Annotated in this window: 6 protein-coding genes; all 6 read right to left on the bottom strand. The window is 39.0% G+C overall.

The annotated features are described in order from the left end of the window. Positions 1-97 precede the first annotated feature (97 nt). On the bottom strand, positions 98-3,100 hold the full coding sequence (locus OLM61_RS19770) for a SusC/RagA family TonB-linked outer membrane protein (RefSeq protein WP_264524308.1): 3,003 nt from the start codon (positions 3,098-3,100) through the stop codon (positions 98-100). A 214-nt stretch (positions 3,101-3,314) separates the two neighbouring features. Next, on the bottom strand, positions 3,315-7,406 hold the full coding sequence (locus OLM61_RS19765; protein WP_264524307.1) for a two-component regulator propeller domain-containing protein: 4,092 nt from the start codon (positions 7,404-7,406) through the stop codon (positions 3,315-3,317). A 117-nt stretch (positions 7,407-7,523) separates the two neighbouring features. Continuing rightward, positions 7,524-9,164: a hypothetical protein gene (locus tag OLM61_RS19760; protein WP_264524306.1), complete on the bottom strand. Its 1,641-nt coding sequence runs from the start codon at positions 9,162-9,164 to the stop codon at positions 7,524-7,526. A gap of 159 nt (positions 9,165-9,323) precedes the next feature. Continuing rightward, positions 9,324-10,508 carry a mannonate dehydratase gene (uxuA, locus tag OLM61_RS19755; protein ID WP_264524305.1) on the bottom strand — a complete coding sequence of 395 codons (1,185 nt, stop codon included), beginning with the start codon at positions 10,506-10,508 and terminating at the stop codon, positions 9,324-9,326. A 63-nt stretch (positions 10,509-10,571) separates the two neighbouring features. Continuing rightward, entirely contained in the window at positions 10,572-11,384 is an 813-nt protein-coding gene (locus OLM61_RS19750) for an SDR family oxidoreductase (RefSeq protein ID WP_264524304.1), read from the bottom strand. 44 nt (positions 11,385-11,428) lie between these two features. Next, the gene (locus OLM61_RS19745) at positions 11,429-11,878 is read right to left on the bottom strand and encodes a YhcH/YjgK/YiaL family protein (RefSeq protein ID WP_264524303.1); all 450 of its coding nucleotides are present in this window, start codon (positions 11,876-11,878) and stop codon (positions 11,429-11,431) included. Between the last annotated feature and the right edge of the window lie 402 nt (positions 11,879-12,280).

The following is a 12,280-nucleotide window of genomic DNA, read 5'->3' as shown; positions in this document are numbered from 1 at the left end:
TGTACTAATTTTAACACATAGAAGCATAGCTTTTTGGAATGTTCTATAATTGTGAGCATAAAATCTATTTTTCGATGTGTTTAAGATCATTTTTAAACTAAAATTTTAAATTAAAGCCCAGTGTAAACGTTCTCACATTCGGATAGCTTCCATAATCCAATCCTAAGTTGGTGTTGCTTCTGGCGTTGGTATCGTTCAGGTAGTTTACTTCCGGATCAGAACCCGGGTAATTGGTAATCGTCCATAAGTTTTGAGCACTGATGTAAAAACGAACTTTACTCAATCCCATTTTGGATACAATTTTATCATCCAGACTATAACCTAAAGAGATGTTTTTCAAACGAATGTAGCTTGCATCGTACACAAATCTTGAAGTAACTCTTTTCGTTCTTGCCGCATTAATAGGCACATTAGTATCGGTGTGAGTTGGTGTCCAGGCATCCAAAACTTCGGTTGTAGCATTATTGTTTCCTGAGGCCAGTTCCATCAGCGTATAGTTTAAAATCTGATTCCCTTCTGAACCCTGAAAGAAAATATTAAGATCAAGATTTTTATACGTGAAATCGTTATTAAGTCCGAAGATGAAATCAGGATTTGGGTTTCCTATGATGGTTTTGTCGCTTGAATCCAGTTTGCCGTCACCGTTTACATCTCTGAATTTTTCTCCTCCGGCTATTGTCTCAAAATTCCCAGGCAGAACGGTTTCTCCCTGCTGAATTACACCGTCGTAAACAAATCCGAAGAAAGAACCAACAGGTTGTCCGACTCTTAAAATTTGAGAATCGGTCGCAAGGAAGTGACCCGGCGTAGAGTTGATTAAAAGATCTTTGTCGTCGGCTAATTTCAGTACTTTGTTTTTGTTGGAAGAGATATTAAAACTCGTTGACCATGTAAAATCAGCTCCGGTAAAGTTTTTGGTATTGATGCCTAATTCCCATCCTTTATTTTCTAATTCTCCAACATTTTGAAGTTGAGAAGCAATTCCTGAAACGCCCGGTAAAGGTCGGTTGAACAATAGATCTTTGGTAATTGTTTTGTAATAATCGGCTGTGATACTGATTCGGTTATCAAATAAACCGAGATCAATTCCGTAATCCTGTTGGTAGGAGGTCTCCCATTTTAAGTTCGGATTGTCTAAAGAAGTCAGCTGAACCGCATTGACAATCACGTCTCCACTTACATCATAAATTTCAGAAAATCGGGAAAGTGTCGAATAAGCTCCGATCGATGGGTTTCCGGTGGCTCCGTAACTGGCTCTCAATTTAAAGTTTGAAACCGTTTTGCTGTCTTTCAGAAAGTTTTCCTTACCGATATTCCAGCCAATTGCTCCAGAAGGGAAGGTTCCGTACTTGTAATTTTTACTAAAGCTTGACGAACCGTCTCTACGGGCTGTAAAAGTGAACAGGTATTTATCGGCATAATCAAAGTTTAACCTTCCGAAAGCCGAGATCAGTTCTGTCTCTGACAATCCCGAATCGGGTTTTAAGAATACGGTTCCGGCACCTAAGTTATGATAGGAGTTGGTGTTTGTTAAAAAACCTCTTGCAGCGGCATAGGAGTTTTCGTTTCTGTTTTTTTGATAGGAGTAACCTCCAAGTACCGTAAGGATTCCTTTTTCGACGATTTCACGTTTGAAAGTCAGGTAATTTTCAGTTAAGAAAGAAGAGAATCTGGTATTGTTTACAGAAGCTTCTCCTTTGATGTTTTTTCCCGCAATTAAAGTGGATGGAGTATATCTTCCGGTTTGTGAATTGGATTCGGTCAACCCTAAAGTGGTTTTGAAGTTCAGATCTTTGGTAAGTTGATACGATGCAAAGAAGTTACTTCTGTTGGTAATGTTGATTACCTCCAGTATGTTTTCCATAGCTGTCGCGTACGGATTGTCGATATCATCTCCAATAGGTGCTGTGGTGGTAAAAGTTCCGTCGGCATTATAAATTCCTTTGTCGGGCATAAAACGGTAAGCAGCGGCAATTACACCTGCGGCTCCTGTTCCTCCCGCACTGGTCTGGCTGATGATTCCTTCTTTATTTTGTTTGCTTTGAAATAAATTCAGACCCACTTTAAACTTGTCGCTCAAATCGGCTTCCAGATTACTTACAATGGTGTATTTGTCAATTCCGGAGTTAATTACAACTCCATTTTGATTGAAATAATTTCCAGAAACATAGTATTTGATTTTGTCTGACCCGCCTGAAAATGACAATTGGGAGTTAGAAATTAATCCGTTACGATAAATAACGTCCTGCCAGTCTGTATCCGAACCTGCCGCAGTGTGTGTGGTGAAACTTTTTCGGTAGGCTACAAATTGATCTGCATTTAGCAGATGCAATTTATTGTTGACAGACTGCACGGAGGTAGAATTACTGAATTCGATAACAGGAGCTCCTGGTTTTCCTTTTTTTGTGGTAACCATGATAACTCCATTTGAACCTCTAGATCCGTAAATGGCAGTAGCCGAAGCATCTTTTAAAATCTCGATCGAAGCAATATCCTGAGGGGCGGGCATCGATGCACCGGCAAAACCGTCTACCACGATAAGCGCATCTCCACTAGCATTGATAGAAGTACCGCCACGAACCCTGATTTTTACGGGAGCACCCGGTTCGCCACCATTATTGGATTGTACCGATACTCCCGCAGCACGGCCTTGTAATGCCTGTTCTGCATTTAATAACGGATAAGCGGTTAGTTCTTTGGCTGTCACCGAAGATACGGAACCCGTGATGTCGCTCTTTTTACGGGTACCATAACCCACAACGACTACTTCATCGAGATTTTTAGTATCCGGTTTTAAGCTGACATTGACTACGGTTTTATTGCCTACTGGAATTTCGACAGTTTGATATCCTATGAAGTTGAAGACTAATACGGCATTTTTCTCAGAAACGATAACAGTATAGTTTCCATCCATATCTGCTGATGCACCCACTGAAGATCCTTTGATATACACATTAGCACCCGGAAGTCCAAGCAAGTCTTCAGCGGAAGTAACTTTTCCTGTGACTTTTCTTTCCTGTGCGTTCATCACAATATTCGCCAGTAAAAAATAGACCAGCAAACACCATTTAAGCGATTTTAAATTTTGGTTTGTAAACATTCATTTTAGGTTTTAGGTTAGTGTTAGATAAAATAAAAAAGCAATAAACTCATTCCGATTATCAGCAATATAAACACAATTTGCAGCAATATGAATTTTGTTTTTTGGGCTTTCATAAGGACAAATGTAGGAGGCACAAAGGATATAGAAATACAAAAAAGGGTATCTAAAAATACAGATACCCTTCTTTTATGCCTTTAAAATAATGGATTTCCTAATAAATGACAGACGAGCTGAAAAACTTATCCGCAAACTGTGTCGGGGTTTCGCCGTATTTTTTCTGGAAACATTTGCTAAAGTATTTCGGATTATTAAAACCTACTTTGTAACTCACTTCGGAGACATTTAATTTGTTTTGTTCTAACAGTTGGGCCGCACGTTTCATTCGTATTTCGTGGATAAATTCGTTGGGTGTATAATTGGTCCAGGCTTTAATTTTCAAAAACAACATGGTCCGGCTGACGCCTAATTCGGTACAGAAAAACGGAATATCAAATTGCTCGTTTGAAATATTTTCTTCTACAATTTTAAAGGCTTTTTTCAGCAGTTCCTCGTCCAGTGAAGAAACGGTAATCTCTGAAGGAACAAAACTGTCTTCATTTGAGAATTTGTTTTTCAGACGTTCGGTGGAATTCAGCAGGTTTTTAATGCGAAGTTTAAATTCGGTTAGATTAAAAGGTTTACTGATATAATCATCGGCGCCGCTTTCCAGTCCTTCAAATTTATAGACCAGTGAAGTTCTTGAAGTCAGCAGGATTACAGGAATATGACTGGTTTTTAAGTTCTCTTTGATTTTTGAGCAAAGTTCTGTGCCTACCATTTCGGGCATAATGACGTCACTGATGATTAAATTCGGAACATACTGCTGGGCTTTTTCAAACGCGGCCTTTCCATTTTCAGCTTCAATGATATTGTACTCTTCTTTAAGTAGATTTTTCATAAACGATCGAAGAATTTTATGATCTTCGACAAGTAAAATGGTTGGTTTTTCATTGTTCATTACAAGACCGGCAATGTCTTCGCGTTCAGTTGTTTCAGAAGCTTCGAGTTGCGAACTGTACTGCTCGATCGCATCACTGATTTGGAAGTTTTCTATAATTTCATGGTCCAGAAGATGAGATCGGCCTAAGGGAAGTGTTATTTTAAATACGACACCTCCGGTTGGTTGGTTTTCTACCTCAATATTTCCTTTGTGGAGTTTTACGATGTTTTTTACAATTGAAAGACCAATTCCGGTTCCTTTGTTGTAGTTTTTCTGTACGTTGTTGTGGATCGGAACTTCGTAAAACAGATCAAAAATTTTATCAATATGTTCGGCTGCGATGCCAACTCCCGAATCTTCTACGGCTATAAAAAGGTTTTCATGGTCGTGTGTTATTTTAAGATGGATGTTTCCACCTTTTGGGGTGTATCGAAAGGCATTGGAAATTAGATTGTAAAAAACACGTTCCAGTTTATAGCGGTCAAAGTACAGAAGGATTTCTTCATCTGCTGCTTCGAAGGTGTAGTGGTAACCGCCGTCTTTTGCATATTCGATAAATGATAGAAAGATCTCTTTGGTGAATTTTACAATATTTCCTTCCGCTGATTCGAGTGTTACCTGATGATTTTCGAGTTTTCTAAAATCCATCAGGCGATTGATCAGGCTCAGAAGATGATTGGCACTTCCTTCAATAACCAGTAACTTTTTATACATTTCATTTGTACCGTTATAGTTGGACAGAATTTGCTGTAAAGGGCCCAAAATTAAGGTCAAAGGTGTTCTGAACTCATGCGAAATATTGGTGAAGAAATCGAGTTTGGCAAGGTTGTTTTCCTCGATGCGTTTGGTTTCGAGATATTCTAGCTCCAGTTTTTGTTTTAGTGCAGCTTTAGATTTCATGATCCAGATTAAGCCGTATATTCCCAGTCCGATTAAAATTCCGTAGAGTAAAAATGCCCAGATACTGCGCCAGGGAGCCGGTTTTACGATAACTGTTAAGGTCGTTGGAGTTTTATTCCAGACACCATCATTGTTGGCCCCACGAACTTCAAAAACATAGGTTCCTGGGTTCTGAATGGCAAAAATAGCTTCGGAACTTTTGGTTGTGGTCCAGTTGTTTTCCAGTCCCAACAGACGATAGCTGTATTGATTGTTTTTGGATCGAATGTAGTTGGGAATCGCAAAATCAATGGAGAAATTGGCTTTGTCGTAATCGAGCGTTATGGTTTTGGTGTAGGTAATGCTTTTTTCGAGGATACCAAGAGTATCATTGGGATGTATGGTTTCGTTTTTGATTTTCAAATTGGTAATTAATACCTGAGGTGCATAGCGGTTCAGAGAGATTTTTTTGGCATCAAAAAAGGTTACACCCGATGGGCTCCCGAAATAGAATTTATTAGAATCGAGTTTTAAGGCCGAGTTATCATTAAATTCATTGCTAGCCAAACCGTCTTTCTGATCGTAGATTACAACTGTTTTCTGAACGGTATTGTATTTTATGATGCCCTGATTGGTACTGATCCATAGGTTTTTGTCATCGTCTTCAAGGATGGAATGTATGGAAGTAATGATGGTGTTTCCAACTCTTAAATTGATTTTAGAGAATTTTTTTCCATCAAAATAATGAAGGCCTTTGGCTTTTGTTCCTACCCAGATTTTCTTTTGACTGTCTTGGAATAAGGTTAGGATATCGTCTCCGGACAGGGAAGAAGAATCAAAAAAGTAATGTTTGATGCTGTATTTTTTTGAAGTGGAATGTTGCAATGGAATGTAATTCAATCCGTTTTGAGTTCCAACCCAGATTCCTTTTTTTTCATCCACCAGCATCGTTCGCACAATGTTGTTGGTTAAATATTCAGGCTGGGCAGTATCATTTCCGATGACTTCAAAGGTTTTAGAAAAGGTGTCGTACCGAATCAGGCCTTTTCCAAAAGTCCCAATCCAAAGGATACCGTTGCCCTCAGCTTTGATCGAATAGACACCGGATTCTTTGAGTAAAGTGTTTAACGCGGGCGCAATTCGATGGTCTTCTATTTTTTTTGAATTAATGTTGTAAGCAGACAGCCCTTTCGAGAAAGTTCCTATCCACAAAACATCAGCAGAAAGACACATGGATTTGATATCGTTTTTGACGTTTTTGCCGCTTTGACTGTTGATATAACCTACCGCTTCGGTATTTCGGTTAAAAACCGTGATGCCGCCGCCTTCTGTTCCAAAATAGACATTGTGATTTTTATCGGCCACAATCGAACTCACAACATCAAAACTCATGGGGATTTTTTTAGAATTCTGATTGTAGTTGGAAAAATTAACATTTGAAATGTCCCAGATGTTGACGCCTTTGTAGTAACAGCCAATCCAAACGGAACCTTTTCGGTCAATAAATATCGATTTTACCTTATCAATTCCGTTGCTATTGTTCGTGCTGTTTATTTTTTGAATGCTTTTGTCTTTTCCTAAAATATAGATTCCGTCGTAGGCACCAATCCATAACGAACCTTGTTTGTCGATTGCCAGAGAACGGATATCCGTATTGATTTCGCTGTATTTTTCATCAGGTAAAAAGGAGACAAATGCGTTGGAGTTTTGGTCTAGTTTTAAAAGACCTTTGTTTTTTGTTCCCACCCACAAATTGCCCGAAACATCTTCTGTAAGGGCCACAACATTCAGAAGGTCTATGGAATTTAAAGGATAGTTTTTAAAGATATATTTTCCTTTTTTTCTGCTGATAAGTTTGCACAAACCTTTGGTGGTTCCAATCCAGATTTCGCCTTTTTTGCTTTTTAAAATGGTGATGATATTGTTGCTGGGTACTGTTGTATCGTCTGTGTCTGAGTGAAAAAGAGAAGTGAACAGCTTGGTTTTTTTATTGTAAAGAGTGATTCCTTTTGAAGTTCCAAACCACATTTCGTCACCAATTTCTTTAATCGACCAAATGGCATTACTGCTTATGGTATGATTGGTTTTGGTGTGCAAATATCGGGTAAAGCGATTATTGACAGGATCGTAACAGTTGAGTCCGTTGTAGGTCCCCACCCAGATTTTTCCTGTATTGTCTTCTTCAATGGATAAAATGTCATTGTTGCTGATCGAATGTTTGTTGGTGACATCATTCCTGAAAATGGTGAATTTACTGCCATCGTATTTATTGAGTCCGTCACGGGTACCCAACCACATTTGTCCCAGTTTATCCTGATGAATTACAATAACAGAACTCTGCGAAAGCCCGTCAGTAGTCGAGATGTTTTTGAGACGGTATTTATTTTGGGAAAGCATGTTTCCGGAAATAAAAAGGAGTAGTAGAAAGGCTATTTTGTATTTCATAGCGGTTTTTTTTAGGTGCAAAGGTTCACAGACTCAAAGGTGCAAAGGTGCAGAGGTTCAAAGGCTTTCCTCACTGTATGTCATTAAAAAAACTTGCGACTCTGCGACTTTGCGAGATTATTTCTTCAAGCGCTTTTGCAATTGATAATCATATAACGAAGGAACTTTATCCATCGCCGTATTCAGAAACTCCATATAAGCCTCGGGTTCATATTTTACCTCAAATTTAGCGTTACCATTTACACCTATAATTCGGGCAAATGGGCCATCTTTCATGCCGTATAATAAAATGGGTTGCGTCGTTTCGATCGGATTTTCAACCTGAACATTCAGATTCCAAAATGTACTAAACGGGGCATGTGAAGGTTTCCAGTAATCGGCGCCTCCACCGCCAAACAAATAATAACTGTTGTTTTTGTCCGGTCGTATATGTACCGTGATCTGATCAAATAAGTTTTGATGATTGGCTCCCGAATGCTGGTCTAAAAGGGCATCGGCAAAAATCTCACAGTTTTGATAGACATTTTTTGTTGCAAAAGTGTTGAAACTTAAAGGATGAACCGCTTTGTTATAAATTTTAAGATTCCTGACCAATACATTATGCACACCGCCCAAAGTAACGGTATAATGCGACAAATGAGGCCCATCGGTAACAATGTCCTGAATGGTAACACTGGCAATTTCTTCGGCCAGAATCCCGCTGTCGGCATTCGTTATGACGACATCTTTGACCCAGCTGTTGAAAAGTCGTGTTAAGAATAGGGCATTGTTTCCGGGTTCTACATGATGTGCGACTCTCGGAATATCCGGAAAGGTGAAGCGCAGCTGTTCGATACCCACTTCGCTCAAATGTTTCCACTCCACTAATTGCGCCTGATAGCTTGGTTTTATGCTGATCGTAAGTGGTGTTTTGAGGGTAATTTTCGAACCTGCTATTTTAGTGATTTCAACCTGTTGCCTGACAATCGGCAGTTTTGGGAATTTCCAGTGATGAGAGCCCGGTTTTACAGGAGCTCCCTGATATAAGTCTTTTATGATTTCGCCATTTTCACCGTCTTTATTGAACAGCTGCAACTCGAGTATGTCGCCCACTTTAATTCCTTTTACTTCCGAAACGGTGATGATATGCTGGCCCATTGTTCCGGAATTTACCTTTGCCAAAGGGGTCGAAATGGGTTCATATTTATCGAGATAAGATTTAACGCGTTCATTCGGAATCTGGGTCCAGATAAATCCACCAGACCATGCATATTGAGAGAAGGGGAGGTCGACGTTGTTTTCGGGTTCGCGTTGTCTTTTATCAAATGTGGTTAAATATTCACGAAGTTCTGCCAAAGACTCCGGATCTTTGAAATACATCATGGGTCTCGGACAGTAAATTTCGGTTCCTTTTTCACCTGACCCCATACCGCGAAGTATAAAATTGCTTCTTTCGAGGTATAAAACGGCACTCAGAATAATTCTTCCGGCAGGCAGTTGTAAAATGACATTGCCCTGAACGTCATTTGCTGCTTGTATGGCTTTTAATAAGGCTTTTGAATCGTCTAGCGCATCATTTGCTTTTACGCCATAATCTGTGGCGTTAATGACTTTTCCTGATGTTTCCGGAATTGGGCTTTCGCCGAAATGATATCCTGCATAACTGAAGTCAGGAAGGTAATTGTTTTTTGAATCGGTTAGTATTTTAGGAGTCTGTTGACTAAATGCAAAGCCAGACACAAAAAAACTGCAGCAAATCAGGATGGTTTGGGTATTCATGGTTGTGGTTATTTTGGTTAGGTAGTTTCTCGCAAAGTCGCGAGGGCGTAAAGGTTTCTGTTTTGTAGGATGTAGCGTTTATGTACCGGTTTTTACTAATTAAATTCTTTTTAGACATGTATAAAAAACTTTGCGTCTTTGCGCCTTCGCGTGATTATTTTATAAAGATTTCACAATCCCCATTTCTAATCCTCTCAATTCGGCTAATCCCCTTAATCGGCCAATAGCAGAATATCCCGGGTTTGTTTTTTTGTTTAAATCGTCCAGCATTTGATGTCCGTGATCCGGACGCATGGGCAACTGGCTGTTGTTTCTTTTTTCAACTTCCAGAATCGCTTTTACAACTTCATACATGTCTACATCACCTTCCAGATGGTTGGCTTCATAAAAGCTGCCCTCGGCATCTCTCTGGGTGCTTCTGAGATGAATAAAGTTCATTTTATCACCATGACGTCTTACGATACCGGGCAAATCATTCTCAGCCCTCACTCCATAAGAACCGGTGCACATCGTAAACCCATTTGATTTTGAATCGGCAGCAGCCATTAGATCGATTAAATCTTCTTCGGTACTTACCACTCTGGGTAATCCGAGAATCGGGTAGGGAGGGTCGTCAGGATGTATGGCCATGAGAACACCTTTGCTTTCGGCGATTGGAATAATTTGTTTTAAAAAGAAGAAAAGATTCTGTTTTAGCGTTTTTCGGTCGATTTCATTATAAGCGCTTAACGTAATCAGAAAATCTTCTATGCTATAAGCTTCTTCGGCTCCCGGAAGCCCTGCCAGGATGTTTTGCTGTAGTTTTACTTTATCAGCCGCTGTCATGGTTTCAAAGTATTTTGTCGCTTTTTTAATTTGATCTGCGGAGTATTCTTTTTGAGCTCCGGGTTTTTTCAGAATAAACAGTTCAAAAGCTGCGAAGGCATTAATATCAAATCGTAATGCTTTAGAGCCATCAGCAACTTCATAGGCCAAGTCGGTTCTGGACCAGTCTAAAACGGGCATGAAATTGTAACAAATGCATTTGATGCCGCACAAAGCCAGATTTAGAATGCTTTCCTTATAGTTTTCAATGTATTGCAGGTAATTTCCACTTTGTTTTTTGATGTCTTCATGTACCGGAATACTTTCGACTACTGACCAGATTAATCCGGATGCTCCTTTTTTGGGATCACCGTTTTCATGTTCAATTTCGACTTTTCGTTTTAAAATTTCTTCAATACTCCAAACTTCTCCGTTGGGAATATGATGTAATGCAGTTACAATTCCGGTGGCTCCGGTTTGTTTAATATCTTGTAAAGAAACCGGGTCATTTGGGCCGAACCATCTTAACGTTTGTTCCATTCTTTAAGTGTTTTAATAGATTCTGTATGATTTTGAAAACCAGGCAGGAGTTTAAATTTTGTTTTAAATACTGGTAGCGGCAAATCCTCCATCAACTTTTAAAATCGTTCCTGTCACAAATTTTGACATGTCGCTGCACAAAAACAAAAGCGCTCCATCGATGTCTTCGGGTGTTCCAAATCTTCCCATTGGAGTGTGTTCGATTATTTTTTCGCCTCGTGGAGTCAGTTTTCCTTCCGGAGTTAGTAAGAGAGATCGGTTTTGTTCGCCTATAAAAAAACCGGGTGAAATAGCATTGACGCGTATTCCTTCACCATATTTTGACGCCAGTTCGACTGCCATCCACTGCGTGAAATTGTCGATCGCAGCTTTTGAAGCGGAGTATCCCACTACTCTCGTTAAAGGCCGCTGTGCGGATGCCGATGAGATATTAATGATATTTCCTTCTTTCTGTCGGGCAAAAAGTTCTGAAAACACTTGTGATGGCAACATCGTTCCAATTATGTTCAGGTCGATTACTTTTTGTAAATCTTCGGACTGTAAATCGTAGATCGCCTGATCTGGTCTGATGGTTGCTCCCGGCATATTTCCTCCGGCAGCATTGATGAGAATGTCGAGACGGCCGTATTTTTCGACAATAAAATCTCTGGCTTTTTCCAGTTCTTCCTGGTTTAAAACATTCGCCTGAATGGCAAAAGCTTTTCCGCCATTGTTTTCTATGGCAGCTACGGTCGCATTGGCTTTTTCGATAGATTGGGAAACAATTCCCGTAATAACGCCCTGTTTAGCCAAAACGTTGGCAAAATTACTTCCTAGTACTCCGGCACCACCTGTAATTAATGCAATTTTTCCTTTTAGATTAAATATTGAATCCATGTAAAGTTTTTATAATTTAGACTGTTCTTGTCTCATGACCTATTTTAAATTTTTACTTTAATCACAATTTTTTTAAGTGCTCCTTCGCCAATCATTGCTGCATGAACATCTTCGGGAAATAAAATCGCAAACTGTTTTTCTTGTAATTCAAAATACATATCCGGTTTGTCATAAAAGAAACGAACATCGCGTTCGTCATTATAATCTCCGTTTGGACTAAAGCATTTTTCTCGGGGTTTCCAAGCAAAAATCTCCGGACCTTTGATCGAAATTTGGATGTCAATATTTTTATCGTGACATTCAAACCCTTTTATACTTTCTTCTTTAGTGGTGCCTTCGCCCACAATTACGATTACTTTTAAGTTCTCGTCAATTTCAAAAACACCTTCTTCGAGAGTGCTGATGTCATTTTGGTTTACATAATCAAATGCTTTTTTAAAACTAGGATGCAGGCTGTAATATTTGGCTGCGTTTGGTAATGAATCTACAATCATTGTGAGTTGTTTTTTATGTTTTTTAAAGGCTTTAAGCTGTCTTGATTAACAGTTTTAGAGCAGGTTGATAATTTGCTTTTTACTTTATGTGTTTAATTGTAAAATACTGGTAATTAGTTTGTTGAGTGCTTTTTGTGTTCTGATGTCAGTACAGGTCAAAAATTTGTTTTTTGACTGTCAGTTTAACGAAAACCAGTTGTTTTACTCTTTGTATGCTTATATTAGTTGTTGATATAAAATGGTTTATTTTGTTGTTTGTTAGTTTGTTATGTGTTTTTAATAAATTGATTTAGCTCCCTTACAGCTCGAAAAAAGGCTCTTAAATCCTTTAAAAGCGAAAATCGTACTATTATTTTTACCAAATGTTATGATTATTTGATCGACCTGTGTATATTTGCGTGT

The sequence above is a fragment of the Flavobacterium sp. N502536 genome (genome assembly GCF_025947345.1).
In the GTDB taxonomy this organism is placed as follows: domain Bacteria; phylum Bacteroidota; class Bacteroidia; order Flavobacteriales; family Flavobacteriaceae; genus Flavobacterium.
The sequence above is the reverse complement of the archived record's forward strand: the minus strand, read 5'-3'. Positions and strand labels throughout refer to the sequence as shown.

Excerpts from the sequence above, each read along its gene's own strand:
- OLM61_RS19770 (WP_264524308.1), bottom strand. The coding sequence starts at position 3,100 with ATGTTTACAAACCAAAATTTAAAATCGCTTAAATGGTGTTTGCTGGTC.
- OLM61_RS19765 (WP_264524307.1), bottom strand. The coding sequence starts at position 7,406 with ATGAAATACAAAATAGCCTTTCTACTACTCCTTTTTATTTCCGGAAAC.
- OLM61_RS19745 (WP_264524303.1), bottom strand. The coding sequence starts at position 11,878 with ATGATTGTAGATTCATTACCAAACGCAGCCAAATATTACAGCCTGCAT.
- uxuA (WP_264524305.1), bottom strand. The coding sequence starts at position 10,508 with ATGGAACAAACGTTAAGATGGTTCGGCCCAAATGACCCGGTTTCTTTA.
- OLM61_RS19750 (WP_264524304.1), bottom strand. The coding sequence starts at position 11,384 with ATGGATTCAATATTTAATCTAAAAGGAAAAATTGCATTAATTACAGGT.
- OLM61_RS19760 (WP_264524306.1), bottom strand. The coding sequence starts at position 9,164 with ATGAATACCCAAACCATCCTGATTTGCTGCAGTTTTTTTGTGTCTGGC.